This window comes from Pseudomonas sp. RIT-To-2 (assembly GCF_029623465.1).
In the GTDB taxonomy this organism is placed as follows: domain Bacteria; phylum Pseudomonadota; class Gammaproteobacteria; order Pseudomonadales; family Pseudomonadaceae; genus Aquipseudomonas; species Aquipseudomonas silvicola.
The window spans coordinates 24,052-47,255 of the sequence record NZ_JAPYKM010000021.1; the positions used below are offsets into that span (position 1 = coordinate 24,052).

The 23,204-nt window shown below is 63.9% G+C and carries 19 protein-coding genes and 1 pseudogene; 10 read left to right on the forward strand and 10 right to left on the reverse strand.

Annotation, left to right across the window (positions count from 1 at the left end):
- Nucleotides 1-5: 5 nt before the first annotated feature.
- A complete protein-coding gene (locus QBK88_RS18720) occupies nt 6-3,680 on the forward strand; it encodes a translocation/assembly module TamB domain-containing protein (protein ID WP_277963197.1) in 3,675 nt (1,224 codons plus the stop codon).
- 42 nt (nt 3,681-3,722) lie between these two features.
- On the opposite strand, the gene QBK88_RS18725 is transcribed toward QBK88_RS18720, so the two are convergent.
- Nucleotides 3,723-4,109 carry a Mor transcription activator family protein gene (locus QBK88_RS18725; protein ID WP_268143828.1) on the reverse strand — a complete coding sequence of 129 codons (387 nt, stop codon included), beginning with the start codon at nt 4,107-4,109 and terminating at the stop codon, nt 3,723-3,725.
- A gap of 338 nt (nt 4,110-4,447) precedes the next feature.
- Nucleotides 4,448-4,621 carry a hypothetical protein gene (locus tag QBK88_RS18730; protein ID WP_277963198.1) on the reverse strand — a complete coding sequence of 58 codons (174 nt, stop codon included), beginning with the start codon at nt 4,619-4,621 and terminating at the stop codon, nt 4,448-4,450.
- A gap of 151 nt (nt 4,622-4,772) precedes the next feature.
- Between QBK88_RS18730 and QBK88_RS18735 the strand changes: the two genes are divergently transcribed.
- Nucleotides 4,773-4,961, forward strand: a complete 189-nt coding sequence (locus QBK88_RS18735; RefSeq protein WP_268143824.1) for a hypothetical protein — start codon at nt 4,773-4,775, stop codon at nt 4,959-4,961.
- Nucleotides 4,962-5,035: 74 nt separating this feature from the next.
- On the opposite strand, the gene QBK88_RS18740 is transcribed toward QBK88_RS18735, so the two are convergent.
- Entirely contained in the window at nt 5,036-5,404 is a 369-nt protein-coding gene (locus QBK88_RS18740) for a fe2+ zn2+ uptake regulation protein (RefSeq protein ID WP_277963199.1), read from the reverse strand.
- 167 nt (nt 5,405-5,571) lie between these two features.
- Complete coding sequence (locus QBK88_RS18745) at nt 5,572-10,647, reverse strand: dermonecrotic toxin domain-containing protein (protein ID WP_277963200.1); 5,076 nt, start codon at nt 10,645-10,647, stop codon at nt 5,572-5,574.
- Nucleotides 10,648-10,808: 161 nt separating this feature from the next.
- Between QBK88_RS18745 and QBK88_RS18750 the strand changes: the two genes are divergently transcribed.
- Nucleotides 10,809-11,846 (forward strand): Ldh family oxidoreductase, encoded by a 1,038-nt coding sequence (locus QBK88_RS18750; protein ID WP_277963201.1) that lies wholly within the window; start codon nt 10,809-10,811, stop codon nt 11,844-11,846.
- A gap of 118 nt (nt 11,847-11,964) precedes the next feature.
- On the opposite strand, the gene QBK88_RS18755 is transcribed toward QBK88_RS18750, so the two are convergent.
- Nucleotides 11,965-12,282, reverse strand: a complete 318-nt coding sequence (locus QBK88_RS18755) for a DUF883 family protein (RefSeq protein WP_277963202.1) — start codon at nt 12,280-12,282, stop codon at nt 11,965-11,967.
- Between the two features lie 144 nt (nt 12,283-12,426).
- Between QBK88_RS18755 and QBK88_RS18760 the strand changes: the two genes are divergently transcribed.
- Nucleotides 12,427-12,681, forward strand: coding sequence for a hypothetical protein (locus QBK88_RS18760; protein ID WP_277963203.1), 255 nt, complete (start codon nt 12,427-12,429; stop codon nt 12,679-12,681).
- Here the strand turns inward: QBK88_RS18760 and QBK88_RS18765 are convergent.
- On the reverse strand, nt 12,661-13,593 hold the full coding sequence (locus QBK88_RS18765) for a LysR substrate-binding domain-containing protein (RefSeq protein ID WP_277963204.1): 933 nt from the start codon (nt 13,591-13,593) through the stop codon (nt 12,661-12,663). The two genes, QBK88_RS18760 and QBK88_RS18765, sit on opposite strands and share 21 nt — an antisense overlap.
- A 311-nt stretch (nt 13,594-13,904) precedes the next feature.
- On the opposite strand from QBK88_RS18765, the gene pstS reads away from it, so the two are divergent.
- From pstS to pstB, 4 genes are all read left to right on the forward strand, one after another.
- Complete coding sequence (gene pstS / locus QBK88_RS18770; RefSeq protein WP_277963205.1) at nt 13,905-14,924, forward strand: phosphate ABC transporter substrate-binding protein PstS; 1,020 nt, start codon at nt 13,905-13,907, stop codon at nt 14,922-14,924.
- 75 nt (nt 14,925-14,999) lie between these two features.
- Nucleotides 15,000-15,992: a phosphate ABC transporter permease subunit PstC gene (gene pstC, locus QBK88_RS18775; RefSeq protein ID WP_268143808.1), complete on the forward strand. Its 993-nt coding sequence runs from the start codon at nt 15,000-15,002 to the stop codon at nt 15,990-15,992.
- The gene (gene pstA, locus QBK88_RS18780; RefSeq protein ID WP_268143807.1) at nt 15,989-16,861 is read left to right on the forward strand and encodes a phosphate ABC transporter permease PstA; all 873 of its coding nucleotides are present in this window, start codon (nt 15,989-15,991) and stop codon (nt 16,859-16,861) included. Before pstC ends, pstA begins: the two co-directional genes overlap by 4 nt.
- Entirely contained in the window at nt 16,861-17,634 is a 774-nt protein-coding gene (gene pstB / locus QBK88_RS18785; protein ID WP_268143805.1) for a phosphate ABC transporter ATP-binding protein PstB, read from the forward strand. Before pstA ends, pstB begins: the two co-directional genes overlap by 1 nt.
- A gap of 45 nt (nt 17,635-17,679) precedes the next feature.
- On the opposite strand, the gene QBK88_RS18790 is transcribed toward pstB, so the two are convergent.
- The 3 genes from QBK88_RS18790 to QBK88_RS18800 all read right to left on the reverse strand — a co-directional run bounded on the left by QBK88_RS18790 (nt 17,680) and on the right by QBK88_RS18800 (nt 19,564).
- Complete coding sequence (locus tag QBK88_RS18790) at nt 17,680-18,264, reverse strand: class I SAM-dependent methyltransferase (protein WP_277963206.1); 585 nt, start codon at nt 18,262-18,264, stop codon at nt 17,680-17,682.
- A 69-nt stretch (nt 18,265-18,333) separates the two neighbouring features.
- A complete protein-coding gene (locus QBK88_RS18795; RefSeq protein WP_268143802.1) occupies nt 18,334-18,687 on the reverse strand; it encodes a YkgJ family cysteine cluster protein in 354 nt (117 codons plus the stop codon).
- Nucleotides 18,688-18,847: 160 nt separating this feature from the next.
- Nucleotides 18,848-19,564 (reverse strand): CbtA family protein, encoded by a 717-nt coding sequence (locus QBK88_RS18800; protein ID WP_277963207.1) that lies wholly within the window; start codon nt 19,562-19,564, stop codon nt 18,848-18,850.
- Nucleotides 19,565-19,678: 114 nt separating this feature from the next.
- Between QBK88_RS18800 and QBK88_RS18805 the strand changes: the two genes are divergently transcribed.
- Nucleotides 19,679-20,095 (forward strand): VOC family protein, encoded by a 417-nt coding sequence (locus QBK88_RS18805; protein ID WP_277963208.1) that lies wholly within the window; start codon nt 19,679-19,681, stop codon nt 20,093-20,095.
- Nucleotides 20,096-20,181: 86 nt separating this feature from the next.
- Here QBK88_RS18805 and QBK88_RS18810 read toward each other — a convergent pair whose 3' ends face one another.
- Nucleotides 20,182-21,468 (reverse strand): leucine-rich repeat-containing protein kinase family protein, encoded by a 1,287-nt coding sequence (locus QBK88_RS18810; RefSeq protein ID WP_277963209.1) that lies wholly within the window; start codon nt 21,466-21,468, stop codon nt 20,182-20,184.
- Nucleotides 21,469-21,556: 88 nt separating this feature from the next.
- On the opposite strand from QBK88_RS18810, the pseudogene QBK88_RS18815 reads away from it, so the two are divergent.
- Nucleotides 21,557-22,410, forward strand: a pseudogene (locus tag QBK88_RS18815) (AMP-binding protein); the annotation flags it as partial.
- Between the last annotated feature and the right edge of the window lie 794 nt (nt 22,411-23,204).

The following is a 23,204-nucleotide window of genomic DNA, read 5'->3' on the forward strand; positions in this document are numbered from 1 at the left end:
GGCTGTTGAAACGCGGCCTGTCGTGGGCCGGTGGCGGCGTGGTCGCCGTCGTGGGGCTGGCGGTGCTGGGCACCGCGCTGGTGCTGGAAACCACCGCCGGCAGCCGTTGGGTGCTGGCGCGGGTCCCAGGCTTGGTCGTGGACAATTTCCAGGGCCACCTGGGCGGGCACTGGCGCGCCGACCAGGTCACCTGGGAGCAGGGCGGCACGCGCCTGCAATTGCAGACCCCGCTGATGGAGTGGTCACCCTCGTGCCTGCTGCACCTGACCCTGTGCATCGAACGCCTGGAGGTGGAGCAGATCAGCCTGACCCTGCCCCCCAGCGCACCTTCCAGCAGCAGTGAGCCCCTGCAACTGCCGGACCTCAAGCTGCCCATCACCTTGCAACTGGGCGAGGTGTACCTGGGCAGCCTGCAGATCGATGGCAACGAGCAGGTGCAGAAGCTCAAGCTCGCGGCCCAGTGGACCGCCGATGGCTTGCGCATCGACACGCTGCACGCCCAGCGCGACGACCTCAGCCTGGACCTCAGCGGAACCGTGGTGCCTGGCGGGCGTTGGCCGTTGAAGGCCCAGGCTCAGGTGCAATTGCCAAAGATCGGCGAGCAGCCCTGGCAGTTGGCCCTGGACATCGACGGCGACCTGCTTGATACCCTCAGGCTTCAGGGCCAGAGCAGCGGTTACCTTCCGGCTACCGTGGACGGCGAACTGCAACCGTTGGCCGATAACCTGCCCGCGCAGTTGCACATCGTGTCCCCGGCATTCAAGGCGGCGCCCAGCTTGCCGGATACCCTGCAGCTCAACCAGGTGGACCTGCGGGCCAAAGGTGACCTCAAGGCGGGCTACCAGATCGTCGGCAAGGCGCAAGTACCGGCCGAGGGGCAGCCCATGGATCTGGCGCTCACCGGCGTTGCCGACGCCAAGGGTGCCCAGGTGCAGGGCCTGCAACTGGGTGCCAGCGACCAGCAGCGGGTCAGACTTACCGGCAAGGTTGGCTGGCAAGAGGGTTTGAGTGCCGAGGCCAAGCTCGATTGGCTGGATTTCCCCTGGCACACCCTCTACCCGGAAATCGCCGAGCCCCAGGTGGCTGTCCACCGATTGACCACCGAGGTGTCGTACCACAACGGCAATTACATCGGCTATTTCAATGGCGACTTCACCGGCCCGGCCGGGCCTTTCAGCCTGATCAGCCCGTTTGCCGGCGACCTGGGCCATGTGTTCCTGCCCCAGCTTGAAGTGGCGGCGGGGAAGGGCAAGGCCACCGGCAGCCTGAAATTGCAGTTTGCCGATGCCGTGCGCTGGGACGCGTCGCTTGACCTGAGCAACCTGGACCCCGCGTTCTGGGTAGCGCAACTGCCAGGCAACCTGGCCGGGCCCTTGCGCAGCAAAGGTGAACTGGCCAACGGCGTGCTGCGCCTGGACGCCGACCTTGACCTCAAGGGCCGCTTGCGCGGTCAGCCTGCGGTGCTGCAGGTCAAGGCCCAGGGTGCCGACCAGCAATGGACGTTGGCCAACCTCGATATTCGCCTGGGCGACAACCATATCAATGGCAGCGGCAGCCTGGACCAGCGCCTGGCCGGGCGTATCGACCTTGACTTGCCACGCCTGGGCCAGCTGTGGCCGCAATTGCAGGGCCAGGTCAAGGGCCGGCTCGACGCCGCCGGCACCCTGCAGGCGCCCCAGGGTGATCTCAACCTTCAAGGCCAGGGCCTGGCCCTGGACGATAACCGGCTGCAGAGTCTCAAGCTCACCGCCACCCTGGACAAGGCCCAGCGCGCGGACCTGAGCCTGGAAGCGGCGAACATTCGCGCCGGGGACACGACGCTGGGTACCCTCACCGCCAAAGGTGCCGGCGACCTGCGCAAGCAGCAACTGCAACTGAACCTGAAAGGGCCGCAACTGGTGCTGGCCCTCGGCCTCGACGGCAGCCTCGACAAAGGCAACTGGCGCGGCCGCCTGGCCAGCGCCGACGTTCAGGCTGGCGGCCAGGACTGGCGCCTGAACACCCCGGCCAAGCTGGAGCGTCTGGCCAACGGTACCCTGAACCTGGGCGCCCATTGCTTTCAGTCGGGCAATGCCAGCCTGTGTGGTGATGACCAGCGGCTGATGCCGGAACCGAAGATTCGCTACCACCTCAAGCAGTTCCCGCTGCAGAGCCTGGCCCAGTGGCTGCCCAGGGATTTCGCCTGGCAGGGCCTGCTCAACGCCGACCTGCAGCTGGACCTTCCTGCCAGCGGGCCCAAGGGCCAGGTGGTGGTGGACGCCAGTGGCGGCACCTTGCGCCTGAAAGAGAAGGGCCAGTGGCTGGACTTCCCCTATCAGACCCTGCGCCTGACCAGTAGCCTGGCGCCACGCCGCATCGACACCCAACTGCAGTTCCAGGGCGAGCGCCTGGGGCAGTTGCAGGTCAACGCCCGAATCGACCCGCTGGCCCGCAACAAGCCATTGTCGGGGGATTTTCGCTTGCAAGGCCTGGACCTGGGCATTGGCCGACCATTCGCGCCCATGGTGGAAAAACTCGCCGGTCACCTGGACGGCAGCGGCCAGTTGGCCGGCACCCTGGTGGCGCCGCAGGTCAACGGCAACTTGACGTTGAGCAACGGTGAGGTGGCAGGCGCGCAACTGCCGGTCAGCCTGGAGGCATTGCAGGTACAGGCACGCATCGAAGGTGAAAGCCTGGCCCTGCAGGGCAACTGGAAGAGTGGCAAGGCCGGGCAGGGTAGCCTGGGTGGTCATGTGCAGTGGGGCCAGGCCCTGGCCGCCGATATCACCCTGAAGGGCGATCGCCTGCCGGTAACGGTCGAACCTTATGCCGAACTCGAGGCCGCCCCCGACCTGCATGTCCAGTTGGCCAATGACCGGCTGGCAGTGACCGGCAAGGTGCTGATCCCCAGCGGGGCGATCACCGTGCGGGAGTTGCCGCCATCGACAGTCAAACTCTCCGATGACACGGTCATCGTGGGCCACCAGGCGCCGCCCGCCCAGGCGCCGATGGCGATGGCCATGGACATCAATGTCGAGGTGGGCCAGGACAAGCTGACCTTCAATGGCTTCGGCCTGACCGCCAACCTGGCCGGGCACGTGCACATCGGTGACAACCTGGACACCCGCGGCGAGCTGAACCTCAACGATGGCCGTTACCGTGCCTATGGCCAGCGCCTGACCATCCGCCGCGCGCGGTTGCTGTTCGCCGGGCCGATCGACCAGCCCTACCTGGACATCGAAGCCATTCGCCAGACCGATGATGTGATCGCGGGGATTCGCCTGAGCGGCAGTGCCGAACAGCCCACCACGGAGGTCTTCTCGGAACCCACCATGAGCCAGGAACAGGCGCTGTCCTACCTGGTGCTGGGCCGACCGCTGAGCACCACCGGCGAGGACAACAACATGCTGGCGCAGGCCGCACTGGGCTTGGGGCTGGCGGGTAGCTCAGGGGTGACGGAAAGCCTGGCCAAGGACCTTGGCATCAAGGACTTCCAGCTTGATACCCAAGGCAGTGGCAATACCACCAGCGTGGTGGCCAGCGGTAACTTGTCGGAGAAGCTCAGCCTGCGCTACGGCGTGGGGGTGTTCGAACCCGCCAACACCATCGCCTTGCGCTACAAGCTGAGCAAGAAGGTGTATGTGGAGGTGGCCAGCGGTGTGGCCAGCTCCCTGGACATATTCTACAAGCGCGATTTCTGACCGGCGGGGCAGCGCCCGCCTTCCCGATACCGGCAACCTTGCTCAGGCGTCATGGGCCAGGTTCTCCTGGCGCCGGATGTTGCCGATCTGGCGCAGGCTCAGGCCGTATTTGTCGGCCAGTTCACTGCGCGAGCTGCCGTTGGAGCTTTCCTGGTGAATCTGCCGGTTGCGCAATTGCCGGCAGAAATGATCTGCCTTGGGAATTTCCAGCGCCAGGCCCGCGAATCGCTCGATCAACCGTGCCAGTGCCTCGGGTGGCAGGTTTTTCGCCAGTGCCGTGCGTTGGGGGTGCTTGGGGATGTACTTGGGGCGACCACCGTACAGGCAGGTGAGGCGATAGGCATGCTCCACGCCGACACACTCGATCAGGCGTTGCAGCGAATGTGGCAGTTGGCTGATGTCGACTTGCTTGAGGTCATTGATATCCATGTTGACGTCCTTGTGATGGAGATAGGGTTGGCGTCGTACCTGACCGTTGCCCGGTACTGAGGCAGATTCTATGTGGTATTTCCCGGCGCCACAGGCGGCAACGGTGATAGGGGGAGTAGGAAAATGGGCGTTGTTTTGTAGTGGGAATCGCCTGTGCGGCGCTGCAGGCCGCAAAACCTGCAAGAGTGGCTGATGGCTACTAGGCCATGGGTAGGGGGAGATGAGTAGGCGAACCGATGGGGCAATGGATAGTTACGCCCCTTTGGCAGGGATTACTTTTATGGCGTGCGCCCTTGCAGCGCTCATGAAAAAGCGAGCCCGAGGGCTCGCTTCCGAAATCAGCGTCCTTGCATGAAGCCGGGGCCGCCGCCGTGGCCGCCACCGAAACCGCCGCCACCGCCACCGCCACCGCCGTGGCCACCACCACCCCCGCCTGGTGGCATGAACATCCAGCAACCGCTCAGCGAGACGGTCATGAGAAGGGGAATCAGCAGAGTGATTCGACGAAGCATGGGTAAATCCTCATAAGTGAAGCACCCGTCCACAAAGCAGGATGGGCACTGTACTATGAGACTCTGAAAACCCCGGCGCATCCCCGCGATCGGGTATGTGCTTGGTGTGCCGCAGGACACCGAACCGATACAAATGAACCAGGACAGCCCCATGACCCAGAAGCAACGCCTTATCTATTCCGTGATCATTTCCCTTGTCGTACTGGCCATCATGCTGGGCCTGTCATGGATGCAGAAGGGCGGCATGCTCGGCGAGAAGCCGTTCCAGTACATCGCCATCGGCGTGGCGGTGGTGGTCGTCGTGCTCAATGGCATCATGCGCCGCAAGGTCAAGCCGTAGGCAGGCAGCGGCCACGGGGCCGCTGCTGCAAAACCGTGTAGCAGTGGCCGCCAGGCCGCGTGGCGTCCAGTGGTTCAGGACAGCCGGTAGGGGTGCAGCATTGCCAGCGCCTGCTGGCTAAGGGAATAGGTCTTGTCTGCCTGCAGCTCGATCACGCCTTCGCTGCACAGGCGCTTGAGCACTTCGCGCACGCTGAGAAACGACAGCGGAATGTCCAGCTCCTGCAAATGGGTGTGCACCGTGCGCACCCCGGCGCTGCGCCCAGCGTGCTCGGCCTCCAGCAAGGTGTCGATGACCTTGAGGCGGATGAGGCTGGTGCGCAGGCCAAAACTCTTGAGCAGCACCTTGATCTGGCTGTTGGCGCAACGTTCACCGCGCGGTGGCGCCTCGGGCCGCGTGCTGGCGGTACCTTGGGGCGATGAAGGCATTGACGAGTCATGCATGTAAAAACTCCTGTCGCAGAGCTGGTCCTGGATTTTTTTTCGTCGCTCATAGGTATAGGACGAACGGACCATCACAATCTTGAACCCCCGGCTGTGGAAAATTCGTGATTTTCCCGTGAAGGGGCCAGAAGCGCCCGCCCCGGTCGTCGGTCGGGACGGGCGTTTGCTCAGCCTGCGGGGGCTTCGAACCGTTCACGGCCCAGCAGGGTGACCAGCAGGGCTATCGAGTCGGCGTTGGCCAGAATGATGTTGGTGCGAACTTCGGGGTCGGTCAGGAAAATGTCGCGTGCGGTGTCCAGCCGCTTGGTCTTGCTCAGGCTCAGCACTTTTTTCAGAGCACTGGGCTCATCTTTGCCAAGATCACGAACCATCGATGTAGCCGGGTCGGCAACGGTGAACAGCTGACTGCGCGGCGTGATATGGGACAGACCGTCGCGGGCCGCCACCAGGGCGCTGACGGTGGCCCGGTCAGCGGCATTGCGGTTGTAGTACACATCTTCGAACGGCCGGAACGCGCCCACGTAGGCGATATCGCTGGCGTTGTTGGCGATGTGCGCCAGTTCGTGAATGAGGGTGCAGGCCTGATAGTGGCTATACAGGTTGAAGCCTTTGCTTGGGTCCACCTGCTTGATCAGGTTGGCGTCGATGTTGAAGAAGGTTTCGGTAAGGTAGATGTCGTGCTGAGGATCATCAGGGAACGTCAGCGCCAAGGTTTCGGTATGGGTAGGCGCATTGCGACCTATCACGAATCGCATCGAGGTTTCGGGTGCCAGCGAGGGGTCCAGCAGCTCGGTAATGATCTGCTCCAGCTGCGTGCGCAGTTTGTGCAGCAAGGTCGTGGAGCTGGATGGCACGCCGAAGAATTCCCGAATCAGGCTTTCCGTCCGCGCGGGCAAGGGCTGCCACTGCTGTTTGGCATTGAGGTTTTCCAGGGCATTGCTCAGGTACGTATGGGCCTGCCGATGCGCCTCTTCGATCATGCTGGCATGCAGCGTGTCCTTGGCGCGAATACTCGGCATGCCACGAGCGTCGACGGTGAGGATGCCCGCCAGGTCGGATTCGATGAAAACCAGTTCTGCTTCCCTTGTGGTACTGCCCCCAATGCGCAGGTTTTCGCCGCCGCTGAGCTGCCATTCAAGTCTGTCGCTCCAATGAATGCGCGGCCCCTTGCGTTCGCCCTCGATGATGCGCCACGCGCCCTCGAAAGGCTCTACCTCGTAGACGCGGCCGTGCATGATCGCAAAGCGGCGCTCATCCTTGCGGAACAGGTGGCGCGCAGGGTCCTTGGTCATGCTGCGCAGCTCCAGGCCTGGCACTTCGTAGCTCACCAGGTGCAGGGAAACTTCGCTCTCCCTGGCACCGGGTACCCCAGTGCGTTGCGGTTCGCCCCGCCAGCGCGCGGACACGGGCTGACCCGCGGCGGGCAAATGCTCAGCCGATCGCGCGCCCAGCAGCAGGAACAGGCTGGCCGACAGCCGTGCCAGCGCTTCGCCCCACCGATGGCCAGCGGCAGCGCTCAGGGACGATACCAGCCAGTCCTTGGATTGCCACAGGTTGACCAGGGTGGTCAGCGCCTTGGGTAAAAACAGCGCGCCCAGTTCGGTGCCCAGGGTCAACAACTGGACAAAGGCACGGCGGTCGGCCTCCGATGTCGTCACCATATGGTCCTTGGCCAGTAGCTGCATCAGCGCGATCACATCGTCGAACAGATAGTGCAGGACGTTTCCCTGCTCGGCGGGCGCCTGAAACGTGACGGCCAACGGTCGTACCAGGGGAATGTCGAAGGGCGAACCGCCCAGTATCGGGAAGTGCGGGTTGACGAATCCCCCGTTGCGGTACCGGCTGCGTGCCTCCTCGGGCAGCCGTGCAATGATCTGTGCCTGCAGGCTGTCACTGGCCAGTACCTGTTCCAGCAAGTCGGCCCGGTGCTTGAACGCCTGAAAGGTTAAATTCGGTGCGTTGACCGTGTACAGCACCAAGGGGCCCTGATCCATGTCGGCCGGGCCGATCAGGTGCATGCCGGCGGCGACGTCCGGTTGCGCCTCTTCACTACCCAGCAATTGCAAGGGGCGAATGACCACTTGCGTCCCATGGGTTTGCAGCCGGGCCAACGCATCGGGCATCTCCACAACCGTGCGCACGAACGCACAGGCTTCCGGGCTCAGCGAGCCCTCGAGCTGCTGCTGGAAGGCCACTTGCGCCAATTGTGGCGCGCAGACACTGCCGAAGCGTTCCCGTCGCTCGGTATATTGCGGATCCATGCGACTGAAGTGTTCGGTCAAATACGCCTGGTACTGAGTGGCGATGTCCAGCTCCCTGATCATGCCCCGGATATCGTCGGCACGCAGGGCCGCCGGTACCGCGCTGCCATCCGACATGGTCAGGCTCAGCACGGGTGTCTGCACGGTGGTCAGTTGGTCCACCGCGCAACGGGTCAGGGTCTCGTTGACATTGACGGTCAGCGCGGGGATGGGGAGGTTGTCGCCTGTGGGAGGCACGGCGGGGGTATGCTGGGTGAGGGTGACCATAATGTGGTCAGGGTCTGGCGTGTTGACCGGGATCAGCGTCTGCAGGCGCGCTTGCAGCTTGGCCTTGGCAAACCGGTGCAGGTCCTGAAGCCCGAACAAATAGTCATTGGACGGCTGCTCGGCGGCGAGGGAGCGTCGCAGCAACGTCATGTACTCGGCCAACTGAGCAGGGGCCGACTTAGCCAACCACGTCGGCAGGGTCTCTTCCAGATGCCTGACCTGCAAGGATATATTCAGCCCGCGCATGCCCCAGCGCAGCGTATCGTAGCGGCTGGCGTAATCCACCAGGCGCTGGAACAGGGTGCCGGAAAAATGGCAACGTACCGCCAGTTTACGCGCTTCGTCGGCGCACAGTTGTTGCCGCTGCAGCTCGATGCGCTGGGTTTCCTCCAGCCAGTGCCCTTCGATGCGCCACGGTTTGCAGGTCAACACAGGCGGGTATTCGAGGGCCAATTGCTGCAGCAGCACCCGGTCGCTGGGCGGCAGCAGCGCCAGCCAGGGTTCGCGGCGCGCCGGCGAAATCAGATTGCTCACGACCCAGTGGGTCAGGCTGGCGAGGTTGGGAAATACCTGCAGGCCGTACAGGGTGGACCACAACAGCACCTTGCCATTTGGCTGGTTGGCGGCGTGCACGACGATCACGTTGCTGAGCCGTGCGGCGGCGCGGTTTTTGACGATCTTCACGGTCAGGCCATGGACCACGGCGTGGGCCGGGCCCTGACTGTAGCGTTGACGCGCCACGGGCATGTTCAGCACTTGCTTTAGCTTGGCGAGCAGTGTGGCGTCGAGCACCGAACTCTTCTGCTCCAGCGTCCATTCCAGACGCAGGGCACGGTCCTGGATGTCGACGATGGCGGGCTGCGGGGCCTGCCACTGGCTGGCGCTGCGCCAACCGCTCTGGCTTTCCAGCATGCGTCGGTGATGGGCCAACAGCCTCGGGGCGGCGTCGCTCAGTACGGTCGTCAGCACGCTCCAGGGCAGGCCATGAAACGTGACGCCGTCCTTGTCCACCACCCGCGACCTGTCATCCGTTAGCGCGCCCATGGGCAGGCTCAGCCATTCGGGCAGTAACTGGCCCAGGGAGACCTTGCGCTCGAATGTCTCTAGGTTCGGTTGGGTGGCGGCGAGGGACACGTACACGGAATTGGCGTCCAGGTGTGGCTCGAAGACGACCAGCGATGGGTTGAGCAAGGTGTGCACGCAGGTGTTCAGGCCGGGCTGACGCTGATGCACGGCTTCCAGTTCCCGGCCCAGTACTTCGGCTTGCCGTAGTGCCTGCGCAGTGCTGGAGTTGTCGGAGGAATTCGGCGAGGGTGGCGGGATCTGCGTTGGGTGATTGTTCCAGCGCTGTTGCTGGCCACATTTGCGCAGGCGGATATCGAGGTTAGCGCGGATATCCAGCGCCTGGTCGACCTTCACGATTGCTGTTGCCGCACTGGCAGTAGGCGGGTGCGCCAGCCCATGGGCGAGGTTGAGCGCCTGCAGGGTTTGAATGGCCTTTGCGCAACTCAGGAACGGCGTGCTGCCCACTGGCAGGGTGACCAGGGTAGGGGTCGACAGCTCGCTCCAGCGCGCCTGGTCGCCGAGGGCGATGGCCGGTGATACGTTGCCAACTGCCTGCAACTGCTGCCACAAGGCCTCTTCGTTGAAGAACCGCTGGAGGTGGCCGTTGCCGTCGTACACAAAACGATCTGGCCAGGTCGGGTGAGTAATCAGCAGGCAGCCGTGGACAGCAATGCTCACGGTGTCGGGACCCTCACCGCCCACCAGGGTCAGGGAGCAGGCGTACTGGCCTTTGCCCGGTACCTGTTCGACCGCCTCACGCACCCAGTCGAAATGCGCCTGGGTGATGATTTCGTTGGCCCGTGCCTGCAGCAGGCTCTGGTAGAACCCTTCTTCCAGCACCCGTGCCACGGTTGGCGCCTGCCCTTGCCAGTGGCGTTCCAGCGCTTGCCGGTAGCCAGGCGCCAGGGCGGTCAGGCTCTCCTGCATGAGGGTGGTCATGGCAGTCAGGACCTCGCCCTCCAGTGGCCTGCCGTCCAGGTCCAGCCAGTGGTACTCGTGGCCGCCGGGCAAGGGTTCGGCGGCAAATTGCTGAACAATGGTGCGGGTCAGGTTCTGGGCGTGGTGGACCGTTTCGGTGTCCTGATCGCGTACCTGAATCCAGTGGTGGTCCGCCATGGCGGGCTTGTGGGGAAACAGGGGCGCCAGGCGCTCGGTGACCTCGGCACTCAAGCGCTGTTGCAGGTTGGGTACCCGGTCCAGCCAGTCACTGGCCTGGGTGAGGGTCAGGGCCCGCTGCCGCACGTAACGCTGTGTGGTCTGTTCGAATACCTGCGCAGGTTCGACCAGTGTGAGTTCAAAGTCAGGGACGTCGTTGCCCGTCAGCCCGCTCAAACGGTTGAGGCTGTCATGCAGGGCCACACGGTCGGCGAAGCGTTGCAGGCCGTCGAGTACTGTCCACAGAAACACCTGGCGGCTGTCCTGGTCGCTGTGGCTGAGCACCAGGGCGGTAGCCAGCCGCGGGCACAAAGCTGTGCCGTTGGACAGGCTGGGAATATCCACGCGCAGGCCACTGGTGGTCGATTGCAGCTCGCACAGCCATACGTAATCGTTGGGCGTGATGGCCCTGGCCTGCAGGGCGGTGAGCGCATCCTGGCGGTAACGCAGTTCGAGGTTCTTGGGCAGGAAAAACGGCAGTGCTCTGGTGTGCATGGTAATAGCTCCCGGTGATTGGTCCGGGCAAGGTAGCCACCGTCACAGCCCCGCCGGTGTTAGCCAGTTAGTGCCTTGGGCCTCGGTGCCCAGGGTATTGACAGGGCAGGGGCGGGAAGCGGTAAATCGGGCGGCTTGCCTTTTGATGCCAGGAGCGATGCATGTCTGATACCGCGGGTAGTACTAGCCCCACCGAACGGGTGCCTTTCGAGGCGCTGGTGGCCCTGTTGCAACGCATCTTCACGCGCCATGGCGTGGCGCCCGAGGTGGCCCGGGTGCTGGCGCACAACTGTGCTACCGCCCAGCGCGATGGCGCGCACAGCCATGGCGTGTTCCGCGTGCCGGGGTACTTGTCGTCACTGGCCAGTGGCTGGGTGGATGGCACCGCGGTGCCGCGGGTAGAAGACGTGGCCAGTGGCTTCGTGCGGGTCGATGCAGGGGGCGGCTTTGCCCAGCCGGCGTTGGCGGCGGCGCGCCCGTTGCTGGTGGAAAAGGCACGGGCGGCGGGTATCGCAGTGCTGGCCATCCGTAACTCGCATCACTTCGCGGCGCTGTGGCCAGACGTCGAGCCCTTTGCCCAGGAAGGGCTGGTGGCCCTGAGCGTGGTCAACAGCATGACCTGCGTGGTGCCCCATGGCGGACAAAAACCGTTGTTTGGCACCAACCCCATCGCCTTCGCGGCGCCGTGCGAAGGCAGTGCTCCCATTGTCTTCGACATGGCCACCAGCGCCCTGGCCCACGGTGACGTGCAGATAGCCGCGCGCGAGGGCCATCGCGTGCCGCCGGGCAGTGGCGTGGACCGTGAAGGGCAGCCTACCACCGACCCTGCCGCCATTCTCGAAGGCGGGGCCTTGCTGCCTTTCGGCGGGCACAAGGGTTCGGCCTTGTCGATGATGGTCGAATTGCTGGCCGCGGCTCTCACCGGTGGCAACTTTTCCTTCGGATTCGACTGGAGCGGGCACCCTGGGGCGAAGACGCCATGGACCGGCCAGTTGCTTATCGTGATAGACCCCGACAAAGGCCAGGGTAGCGCCTTCGCTTCCCGCAGCCGCGAGCTGGTAGAGCGTATGCAGGACGTCGGCGTGACCCGGCTGTCGGGCGAACGGCGTTACCGCGAGCGGGCGCTAGCGCAGGTAGAGGGGGTGCTGGTAGGGCGTGAAGAGCTGACGCGGCTGCAAGGTTTGGCCGGGGAGGCCTAGCGGCCGTGGCCGCGTCGGCGGTGAATGCGGTGTGCCTGATGTTGCATGGCGCGCACGGCAGGTGTTGAGCCGGTGCGCGCAGAAGCGGGGGCCATAAAGCCCCCGAAGCGCGGTTCAATCAGGAACGACGTCCCAGCAGCAACCCGACCACCAGGCCGAACCCGGCCGAAATGGCCACGGTCTGCCAAGGGTGACCACCAATGTAGTCCTGGGTGGCTTCGACCACCGGTTGCGCGCGTTCACGGGCGCCGGTGACGGATTCACGTGCCTGCTTGAGCTTCAGGCTGACCTGCTCGCGCCAGGTTTCTGCTTCGTCGCCGACCAGTTCGGCGCCATTCTTGAGCAGGGCTTCGGACTCTTCGATCAGTGCCTGAAGCTCACTGAACGCCTGATCCTTGATCTGATCGGCGGCTTGCGCGGCTGTTTTACGGGCCATGTGCGGTGCTCCTGATAGTTGATGACAGTGAACAATGGATTGCGCCCTGCGCTGAAAGTTGCAGTGGGCTTTGGTCGGTGGCCTACAGGTGAGTGGGCGCTACAGTGTAAGATGTCAGCCATTTTCACCCGGTAGGAACCCCTGATGAGCTTCAATCTGGCCAACAAGCCCCTCGCCGAGCGGGCGCTGATCGAGGACGAAAAGTCCCGCCTGTTCGACCTGTGGCAATCGAACCTGGGCAAGGCCAAGGCCGATGCCGCGCGCCTGATCAGCGAAAAGTCCAAGCGCAAGGGCAAGTGGGCGGAGTGGGTGCGCGGGGAATTGGACGGTATGTCGCCGCCTGAATACGCCAACATGGTGCGGGCCGAGGTCAACCGGCTAATGGCCGCCAACAAGTAAACCCACGCCCACGCAGGCATTGATGGCCTCGCGCACCCGCAGGTGCGCCGGGTCGGCGTGGGCATGGGTGCGCCAGCCCATCTCGATAGGGTAGCGCGGCAAGTCCAGAGGGCACGGCAGGGCCATCAAACCCGTGACCTCGGCAATGCGCCGTGCCGCATGGGCCGGCGCGGTGGCGATGGCTCGCGAGCCCGTGAGCAGGTAGGGCAGGGCGGCGAAGTGGGTCGTGGACGCCCGTACCTGACGGCTATGGCCCTGGCTGGCCAGGGCCTCGTCAATGATGCCGATGAAGCCTCCTGATGAAATCAGTACCTGGTCCCGTTCGATGAACTCCTCGAGGCTCAACCGTGCCTGCCCTGGCGCCAGGCTGGCGGGGTCCAGCAGGCTCAGGTAATGGCCTTCGCCCAGCACCTGGCGGGTCAGCATGCGCTCGTTGAAGCCGCCAGCGGTCAGCGCCAGGTCGATGTCGCGGTCGCCCAACGCCTGGGCGACCACATGGGTGTGGGTCTGCCGGAAGATCAGCCGCAGGCCGGGAGCGCGTTGCTCAACGGCGTCGATCAACGCGCGCCCGAAGGCTATCTCGAAATCGTCCGACAGCCCCAGGCTGACAGCCCGGCCGCTGTAATCGCTGGCCTGCGGGTCGAGCAACGACAGGCTCTGCCGGCACTTGGTCAGTGCTTCGCTGATGAGCGGTTTCAGCTGGTTGGCCCGCAGGGTAGGCGCCAGGCCACGGCCTGTGCGTGCGAACAGCGGGTCGCCATACACCTCGCGCAACCGGCGCAGGGCGGCGCTTACCGCCGACTGGGTCACCCCCAGCCGCACGGCGGCGCGGCTGGCGCTGCCTTCGTCGTGCAAGGCTTCGAAGACTTTCAGCAGGTTGAGGTCAACGTCGATGATATTCATTGGGCTCATGTCGGCGTGTTGGATCGCGGGCTGAGTTCATGATTGGCCACGCGCCGACAATCTGCAATGGCCGTTGTTCCCCCCTCCAGGGCGCCAGAAAATCAGCGAAAAGACGCGCTTCGTTGTCGGTGATCAATGGGAACACTTTGATCTGACTGAAATTTTTCACGCTGATGGGATCCTGGCAAATGCTGGCCCAATGGAATATTTCACTGAATCAACGATCAACTGTCATTAAACCGAAATATTCAAAGCATTAAATCGTCATGGCCAAACCCAGTGGGTAGGACCCACTCAAACCAATTTGCCGAGGTGTTGCCGTGACGCTGCTGAATAAAACTCGTCTGTCGCTCTTGCTGGCCTCTCTGTGCCTGACTGGCCTGGCCCAGGCGACCGATGTCACCGGAGCGGGCTCCAGCTTTGTATACCCGGTGCTTTCCAAGTGGTCCCAGGACTACAGCAAGGCGAAAGACAACCGCATCAACTACCAGTCCATCGGCTCGGGCGGCGGCATCGCTCAGATCAAGGCAGCCACCGTTGACTTCGGTGCATCGGACGCCCCGCTCAGCGCTGAAGACCTGAAAGCTTCGGGCCTGGGCCAGTTCCCCAGCGTCATCGGCGGTATCGTTCCTGTGTTCAACGTCGAAGGCGTTGAAGCCGGCAAGTTGAAGCTGGAAGGCCAGGCGCTGGCTGACATCTTCCAGGGCAAGATCACCAAGTGGAACGACAAGGCCATCGTCGCCCTGAACCCAGGCATCAAGCTGCCTGACGCCGCGATCACCGTGGTGCACCGTTCGGACGGCTCGGGTACGTCGTTCAACTTCACCAACTACCTGTCCAAGGTCAGCCCGGCCTGGGCCGACCAGCTCAAGTTTGGCACCACCGTGGCCTGGCCAGTGGGTGTGGGTGGCAAGGGTAACGAAGGTGTGGCGGCTTACGTGAAGCAGATCAAGGGTTCGATCGGTTACGTGGAATACGCTTACGCCCTGCAGAACAAAATGAACACTGCTCAGTTGAAGAACGCCGCCGGCAAGTTCGTCGAGCCTAACGCCAAGGCCTTCCAGGCTGCCGCGGACACCGCCGACTGGGCCAGCGCCCAGGACTTCAACCTGATCATGACCAACGCCCCGGGCGACAACGCGTGGCCGATCACCGCCACCACCTGGATCATCATGTACAAGCAGTCCAAGAACGCCGAGCAGAGCAAGGCTGCCTTTGACTTCTTCAAATGGTCCCTGGAAAACGGCCAGCAACAGGCCGCCGCCCTGGACTACGTAGCACTGCCAGGCTCCCTGGTGCAGAAGATCGAAGGCTACTGGAAATCCGATTTCGCCCATTGATGTGAAGTGAACCGGCGCGCCCTCGTCGGACCCTGAACGGTTCGACGGGGGCGTCTGCCTTGCGAGTGGATTGCCATGACAGATAACACCCAATACATGACTTCAACCAGCACGACAACGGACGCCAGCGAAGCCCGCGCGGCCCGCGACCACCGCCACGACATGTGGTTCAGGCGCACCATGATGGGCGCCGGCATGCTGGTGCTGGTGCTGCTGCTGAGCATTGCCGGCTCTACCCTGTGGGGCGGCAGCGAAGCGTTTCGTACCTTTGGTTTCGGCTTCCTGACCAGTACCCAGTGGGACGTGGTCAATGGCCAGTTCGGCGCCGTGGTGCCTATTTTCGGTACCCTGGTGACCTCGCTTCTGGCGTTGCTGATCGCCGTTCCGGTGAGTTTCGGCATCGCCATTTTTCTTACCGAAGTAGCCCCCATGTGGCTGCGCATGCCCATTGCCTCGGCCATCGAGCTGCTGGCCGGTATTCCGTCGATCATCTACGGCATGTGGGGCCTGTTCGTCTTCGGCCCGTTCATGGCCGCGCACATGGCGCCGTGGATCAACGACCACCTGGGCGCGCTGCCGCTGGTGGGCGCATTGTTCCAGGGGCCACCTCTGGGCATCGGCATGCTCACCGCAGGTATCGTCCTGGCGATCATGATCACGCCCTTCATCACCTCGGTGATGCATGAGGTGTTCCGCAGCGTACCCACCACCCTGAAAGAATCGGCGTATGCCCTGGGCAATACCACCTGGGAGGTGGTCTGGGACATCGTGCTGCCCTACACCCGTTCGGCCGTAGTGGGCGGCATTTTCCTGGGGCTGGGCCGCGCACTGGGGGAAACCATGGCGGTGACCTTCGTGCTGGGCAACGCCCATCAGTTCTCCGCTTCCTTGCTGATGCCCAGCAGCTCGATCGCCTCGGTGATCGCCAACGAGTTCAGCGAGGCCTACACCGACCTGCACCGTTCGGCGCTGATCGCCCTGGGTTTCCTGCTGTTTGTCGTCACTTTCGTGGTGCTGGCTGCCGCCCGCCTGATGTTGATGCGCCTGTCGCGTAAAGAGGGACTATGAACGACCACGAGCGTCTGTACCGCGTTCGCCGCCTGAAAAACCGCATTGCCATGGCGCTCAGTTGCGGCGCCACGCTCTTCGGCCTGTTGTGGCTGGTGTGGATTCTGATCACCACCCTCATCAACGGTTTCAAGGCCCTGAACCTGGCCCTGTTCACCCAGATGACGCCGCCACCGGGCACCGAAGGTGGCCTGGCCAACGCCTTCTACGGCAGCGCCCTGATGTCGGTGCTGGCCCTGCTGATCGGCACGCCCATTGGCCTGGCGGCCGGTATCTGGCTGGCCGAGTTCGCCCGCCACTCCAAGTTGGGCAACACCGTGCGCTTCATCAACGACATTCTGTTGTCGGCACCTTCCATCGTATTGGGCCTGTTCATTTACACCGCGGTGATTCTGCCGCTCAACCACCTGACCAACCACCAGGTCGGCTTTTCGGCGTTCGCCGGCGCCCTGGCCCTGGCCTTGCTGGTGATTCCGGTAGTGGTGCGCACCACCGATGAAATGCTCCAGCTGCAACCGTCCACCATGCGCGAAGCCGCGCTGGCCCTGGGTGTGCCGCAGTGGAAACTGACCCTGCAGATCGTGTTGCGCGCGGCCAAGGCCGGCGTGGTGACCGGTGTGCTGCTGGCCTTGGCGCGCATCACCGGCGAAACCGCGCCGCTGCTGTTCACCGCCTTCGGCAACCAGTTCTGGAGCAGCAACCTGCTCAAGCCGATCGCCAGCGTGCCGGTGGTGATCTTCCAGTACGCCATGAGCCCGTTCGACGACTGGCACGCCATCGCCTGGGCCGGCGCCCTGGTGCTGACCCTCTTCGTGCTGTGTCTGAGCCTGCTTTCCCGATTGATCCTTTTGCGCAATAGGTCTCACTGATGACAAGTCTTGCCCAGGAACGCACCAAAATCCGTGTGCGCAACCTTGAATTTTTCTATGACCAGCAGCGCTCGCTGAAATCCATCGACATGGACATCCCCGAAAAGCGCGTGACGGCCATCATCGGCCCGTCCGGCTGCGGCAAGTCCACGCTGCTGCGGGTGTTCAACCGCATTTATGCCATGTACCCGAAGCAGGAGGCCAAGGGCGAAGTGCTGCTCAACGGCGAGAACATCCTGGCGCCCAGCTACTCCATGAACCGCCTGCGCAGCCATGTGGGCATGGTGTTCCAGAAGCCGGTGCCGTTCCCGATGTCGATCTACGACAACATTGCCTACGCGGTGCGCCACCACGAAAAGCTCGGCCGCCGGGAAATGGATGACCGCGTCGAACAGGCCCTGCATGGCGCCGCGCTGTGGGGTGAAGTGAAAGACAAGCTCAAGCAGAGCGCCCAGAGCCTGTCCGGTGGCCAGCAGCAGCGTCTGTGCATCGCGCGCACCATCGCGCTCAAGCCCCAGGTGCTGTTGCTGGACGAACCGACCTCGGCGCTGGACCCGATCTCCACCGGGCGCATCGAGCAGTTGATCACTGAGCTCAAAGAGCAGTTCACCGTGATCATCGTGACCCACAACATGCAACAGGCCGCGCGCTGCTCGGACTACACGGCGTTCATGTTCATGGGCGAGCTGATCGAGCACGGCGACACCGACACGCTGTTCACCAACCCGGCCAAGAGCCAGACCGAGGACTACATCACCGGTCGTTTCGGCTGATACCCGACCTTGCGGGCGCTGGCCAGCCAGCGCCTGCAGATGGGGTCATGCCCGCACGATCAGGCGATGCACGCGCTTTCCCGACGAAACGCTCACGGTCTCGTCATCCAGCAACACCTCTACACTCCCCAGCGCTTCGCGCACCAGCCGCTTGTCGAACGTGCTGTACAGCCGCCCGGCCGCGTCGCGGATGGACACTTCGGGGGTCACCCGCCAGCTCAGGTACAGCGTGCCGCCGGGCCGCAACAGCTCGCGCAGGCGCCGGGTCGCGGGCGCGATCTGCTCGGGGGGCAGGTGCATGATCACGGTTTCGCACAGAACGTTCTGGTAGTGCCCGGTTTCAAGGCCATGGAGGTCGGGCAGGCTCAGCAAGGCAAAGCGCTGCTCGGGGTGGCGGGTGCGGGCCTGGGTCAACAGCCCGGCGCTGGCCTCCACCCCCAGCGCGTCGAACCCCTGGGCGCTGAGCCAGGCCAGGTCACGGCCGCTGCCGCACCCCACGTCCACGGTCGGGCCGGGGCTGAAGTGGCGCAGCAACAGCGCATACATGTCGCTGGGTGGCGCCTGGTGTTGCCATTCGCGGGCGTAATCGGGCGCGCGCTGGTCGTAGGCTGCTACGGTCTTGGGGTCCACGGTGGGTTCCTGGGAAGGCGGTATGCCATGACGCTAGGACAGTGTGGCCACTCACCCGTTCGCGCGCAATCAGGCGCTCATCGCCCAGCCCGGTTCCAGGGGCGGCAAGCCATGTTGAGCGCGGGCGCGGTCGCAGGCTTCATTGTGCGCGCCATATTCCCAGGAAGCCTCGAAATCGCGGCAGGTGCTGGAGCGCTGCTCATACATGGTGCAACCCACCTGGCAGCCGATCTCGCCCGACAGGCTGGTGCAGCGTGCCGGTTTGCGGTCGGTGCCGATCATGGCGACCATGCTGTGGTTGACCTGCACGGTCAACTCATCGGGTACCAGGCCGCCGGCGGAGGCGCACTCACCCCAATAGAAAGACACACGGAAAAACGCGCAGCAGGCGCCGCAACTCAGGCAAGGGTTGTTATTGGACATGATTGGGGTGCGTTCAATGCGGGCGGCGAACTCAGGACGAGGACCACTACCGAGCCGCTATTCTAGGCGGTTGCCGGGCGTTGAGAAGGGGGGCGCGCGGGCCGTTGTGAAATATATATTGGTGGATTTGCCGGGGCGTTTGTGGTGAGGGCTTTGCAGCTCAGCGCTTGAAGCTCCCGCGCAACACGCGGGTATCCCGCTCGGTGAGCCAGCCGAAGATCAGTCCCAATGCCGTCCACATCACCAGCTGGATGCCCAGGCTGGCCAGGCGGAAATGCCACAAATGCTCGGCGGGGAAGCTGTCCGGCACTTCGACCACGGGCGGAAACACCGAGCCCCCCAGGTTGACCACCAGCAGGTACAGGGCAATGCCGATCAGGGCAGCGGCCCAGGCGCCATGGCGCGGCAACAGGGAGCGGGCGAAATTGATCGCGATGACCATCGCCACCACCGACAGGGCTACCATCAACAGCAGCAAGTGGGTACGTTCGCGAATGATGTCCGGGTCACCGATGGACGGCGGGTTGGCCGGGTATTTCAGGCCCGGCACCACCACCACCGCGACAAACGCCGCCAGGGCCAACAACGCCGATAGCCCGCGGGGCCCCAGGCCGCTGACGCGGCCCAGGCAGTGGGCGAAGGCCAAGGCGAACAGGCCGCCCATGGTGGCGCTGTAGATCAGCACGCCGCTGATCAGCCCCACGCCGCTTTGCAACTCGCGGCCCAGCAACTCGGGTGCGGCGCCCTGGTCCAGGTGTTCCTCGAAGGCGAATGCTTGGTCAACCTGGGGTTCGCCGAAGTATTTGGCGAAACTGAACGCCAGGAAACCGGCCAGGATGCCGACGAACAGGCCGCGCAGGAACAGGGTGCCAGTCATGTAGGCTCTCGTATGAGGAAGACGCTAAAGTGACCCGAGTGTAAACCGGCCTCGCTTGGCAGCGGCAGTAACGGCCGACTGTCTGAGTTTTTTGTCATTCAAGGAGCGATAGTCATGTACAGCCATATTCAGGTGGGCGCACGGGACTTGCCACGCATGGTGGCGTTTTATGATGCCGTGTTGGCTGAGCTGGGCCTGGAGCGCATGGTCGACGATGAAGACGACGGCCCCCCGGGTGCTGGCTGGCAGCAACCGGGGCGGCAGTGGCCGCAGTTCTTCGTGCAGCAACCTTTCAACGGGTTGCCCGCGACCTGGGGCAATGGCGTGCAGGTCAGCTTCGCCGCCGCCAGCGCCGCGCAGGTCGACGCCGCCTGGGCTACCGCGCTGGCCATGGGCGCGTTGGACGAAGGCGAACCTGGCCTGCGCCCGCAATATTCGGCCGACTACTACGGCGCCTACTGCCGGGACCCCGAAGGCAACAAACTGTGTTTCGTGTACACCCCACACCTCGCCCACCAGCAGCGGAACTGACCGCGTGCCGGGCACCGCGGTCGATCGGGCGGGCTCCTTGCCGAGCTTCGGCCGGTCCCGCAGCAGTAGCCGTGGCCGCTGTGGGTTCAGGCCAAGGCGGCGATGACCCCCTGAAAATCCGGGCGCGCCAGCACATCCGGCTGCACGCAGGCCTGTTGCAACGCCTGCCACTGCGGTTGCACGGCATCGCAGCGTTCCAGCAGTTCCCCCAGCCAGATACCGAACGCCCGTACCTCGATGCGCTGCAGCGCCGCGGCTGCCGGGCTACCATCCTGCGGGTAGAACGAAGCCGCGCCGAAGTCACCCAGCAGGCACTGCCCCTGGGCGGTATACAGGGTGTTGTGCCCATACAGGTCGCCATGGTTGATGCCATGGTGGTGCAAATGTGCAGCCACCGAGGCCATCCCCCGGGCCATCGCCATCAGCACCTCGGCACTGAACCGGGTCTCCGCCGGGTACACGTCGCGGCTGCAGCTATCGAAGCTGGGCAGGGCCGCCAGGTTGCCGAACTCAGGGCCCACCAGCTCCATCACCAGCCCCGTCACCCCCTGGGGGTGGCCCTTGAGCTTGCCTTCGATGCGGATCAGGTTGGGGTGCAGGCCGGCGGCGATGCAGGCATTCATCTCATTGAGCGGCGTACCATCGCTGGTGATGTCGCCCTTGTACAGTTTCACGGCCACCGGCGTGTCGCCGCGCCACAGCGCCTGGCTGATGATGCCTGAAGCGCCTTCGCCCAGCTTCTGTTCCACTTGCAGCTCGGCCCAGGCCACGTCGGCGATGATGCCGTCGTCGTCATGGGGTGTGCTGTAGTCGGTGCTCATGGGGTTGCCGGCCCAGGCCAGCCAGGCCAGGCTGGGCAAGGTCAGCAGCCAGCCGGGCAGGGCGCTCAGGCGGTTGGCCGACAAGCGCAGCAGCTCCAGCTTGTGCAGGTTGGCCATGCTGGCGGGCACCTGGCTCAGGCGGTTACCGGCCAGCATGAATTTCTGCATCAGGTGGCAGTCGCCGATTTCGTCGGGCAAGGCCTCGATGCAGTTGTCGGTGAGGATCAGCCAGCGTAGTTTCGGCCCGAGGGCAGCGGCTGGCACATGGCGAATGCGGTTGGATTTGAAACCCACCATGCTCAGGTCCGGGCATTGGCCGATGCACGCCGGCAGCTCGGTGAAGTGGTTGCTGGAGCAGAACAGAATCTTCAGTCGGGTCAGCCGATGCAGGTCATCCGGCAGGCTGCTCAGGGCATTGCCCGTGAGGTTGAGCACCTCCAGGGTGTCGGCCAGGTCGAAGATCTCGCGCGGAAACTCGGTCAGGCCGCAGGCCAGGTCCAGGCGGGTGCTGCCGGCCAGTTGGCCGGCCTTCAGGCGTGCAAGGGTATCCATAGGGCTCGTCTTGGAAAATTCGCGATGCCCATCATAGCGGCCATACTCTGGTTTCGCCCGTCCATAAAAACAATCCAGGGTAGGTTTCATGAATTATCAGCACGACTATCAACGCTCCCTCGCCGATCCCGTTGGCTTCTGGGCCGAGCAGGCGCGTCAGGTGGCCTGGTTCCGCGCCCCCACCCAGATCCTTTGCGAACGCCCCGACGGCACCCACCAATGGTTCGCCGACGGGCGCCTGAACACCAGCTTCCTGGCCCTGGACCACCAGGTGGAGCAGGGCCGTGGTGAACAGACCGCCCTGGCGTACGATTCGCCGGTCACTGGCAGCCAGCAGCGTTTCAGCTTTCGCCAACTGCGTGACGAGGTAGCGCGGCTGGCCGGCTGGATGCGCGCGCTGGGGGTGGGCAAGGGCGACACGGTGCTGCTGTATCTGCCGATGATTCCCCAGGCAGCCATGGCCATGCTGGCCTGCGCCCGCCTGGGGGCGGTGCATTCGGTGGTGTTCGGTGGCTTTGCCGCCAACGAGCTGGCCGTGCGCATCGACGACGCCCAGCCCGCGCTCATCCTCACCGCCAGTTGCGGGCTGGAATTCGACCGGGTGGTCGCCTACAAGCCGCTGCTGGACAAAGCCCTCGAACTGGCCCGGCACCGGCCCGGCCATATCGGGGTGTGGCAGCGCCCACAGTTGACGGCAAGCCTGGTGCCCGGCCGCGACCTGGACTGGCAGCGCGAGGTGCAGCACGCCGAACCGGCCGCACCGTCCGTGACAACGGCGGCCACGCCGTGGCCATGCGCTTTGCCCTGGACAAGGTCTACGGCATGACGGCCGGGGACGTGTGGTGGGGCATCTCCGACGTCGGCTGGGTGGTCGGCCATTCACTGATCGTCTACGGCCCCCTGATGGCCGGCTGCACCAGCGTGTTTTACGAGGGCAAGCCGGAATTGCTAGAACCATTGGTGGAATGTGGGAAATTGCATCTGACTTGACCAAGCGTTTGCATCCCATTTGACCACCTGTTTGCATTCGACTTGACCAGCCATTTGCATCGGATGTGACCACTCAAGGCACGCAGCATCGGAGAGCTATAAAAACGATATGGGCGGCACCACCTGAGGTGTGCCTGTTGGCGCTTACTCCAAAACCGATTCATTTGCCGATAACCGCGGCTTCACGGGCCCCGAGCAACCGGACGGGCAGGCCCCTTATGTGGATAAGCTGGCTGGGGCCTTTCATCATGTCGCCGATCAACACCACGGCCATGCACCGTACCAATGATCTGCAAGGGCACGCCTGAGTTGAGCACTTTCAGTATGACGAAGTGCTGATGTTGGCAGGCGCGCCGCCCGCTGACGATGCACTTAGCCTGGCCGGGCATGGGCCTACGCAGGCAGAGATTGAGGCAGGACTCTACGATGTGGTGCTCATTGCCGAACTGGGCGATGGCTAGGTGGTGAAGACCTCGCTCAGCTTCTATGAAGACCCTGCTACCTATCGACCTCGAAGACACTGTCCGAAGCAGCGTTGGCCGTGGCTTATGACGTTGACCGCGCCCGGACGCCTGGTGGCTTCTGTTGCTGCGGTGCGGATTGCCGGTAGGGGCAGCGGGTTGGCCTTCGTCGTCCCGGTAGACATCTGTGCCGTTGGCGCTGCTGTGGTAGTAGCCGACGTGGTATTCGCCTGGCAACTGGTTCACCGTCCCGCGAATTGAGCTTGAAGCCGTTGTCGTCTTCCA

Bases quoted from the DNA above. Each gene is read 5' to 3' on its own strand.
- QBK88_RS18800 (WP_277963207.1), bottom strand. From the start codon at position 19,564: ATGACTGGCACCCTGTTCCTGCGCGGCCTGTTCGTCGGCATCCTGGCC.
- QBK88_RS18745 (WP_277963200.1), bottom strand. From the start codon at position 10,647: ATGCACACCAGAGCACTGCCGTTTTTCCTGCCCAAGAACCTCGAACTG.
- QBK88_RS18760 (WP_277963203.1), top strand. From the start codon at position 12,427: ATGAGCTTCAATCTGGCCAACAAGCCCCTCGCCGAGCGGGCGCTGATC.
- QBK88_RS18725 (WP_268143828.1), bottom strand. From the start codon at position 4,109: ATGGATATCAATGACCTCAAGCAAGTCGACATCAGCCAACTGCCACAT.
- QBK88_RS18795 (WP_268143802.1), bottom strand. From the start codon at position 18,687: ATGTCCAATAACAACCCTTGCCTGAGTTGCGGCGCCTGCTGCGCGTTT.
- QBK88_RS18735 (WP_268143824.1), top strand. From the start codon at position 4,773: ATGACCCAGAAGCAACGCCTTATCTATTCCGTGATCATTTCCCTTGTC.
- QBK88_RS18805 (WP_277963208.1), top strand. From the start codon at position 19,679: ATGTACAGCCATATTCAGGTGGGCGCACGGGACTTGCCACGCATGGTG.
- pstA (WP_268143807.1), top strand. From the start codon at position 15,989: ATGAACGACCACGAGCGTCTGTACCGCGTTCGCCGCCTGAAAAACCGC.
- QBK88_RS18755 (WP_277963202.1), bottom strand. From the start codon at position 12,282: ATGGCCCGTAAAACAGCCGCGCAAGCCGCCGATCAGATCAAGGATCAG.
- QBK88_RS18765 (WP_277963204.1), bottom strand. From the start codon at position 13,593: ATGAGCCCAATGAATATCATCGACGTTGACCTCAACCTGCTGAAAGTC.
- QBK88_RS18750 (WP_277963201.1), top strand. From the start codon at position 10,809: ATGTCTGATACCGCGGGTAGTACTAGCCCCACCGAACGGGTGCCTTTC.
- QBK88_RS18730 (WP_277963198.1), bottom strand. From the start codon at position 4,621: ATGCTTCGTCGAATCACTCTGCTGATTCCCCTTCTCATGACCGTCTCG.
- pstC (WP_268143808.1), top strand. From the start codon at position 15,000: ATGACAGATAACACCCAATACATGACTTCAACCAGCACGACAACGGAC.
- pstB (WP_268143805.1), top strand. From the start codon at position 16,861: ATGACAAGTCTTGCCCAGGAACGCACCAAAATCCGTGTGCGCAACCTT.
- QBK88_RS18810 (WP_277963209.1), bottom strand. From the start codon at position 21,468: ATGGATACCCTTGCACGCCTGAAGGCCGGCCAACTGGCCGGCAGCACC.
- QBK88_RS18740 (WP_277963199.1), bottom strand. From the start codon at position 5,404: ATGCATGACTCGTCAATGCCTTCATCGCCCCAAGGTACCGCCAGCACG.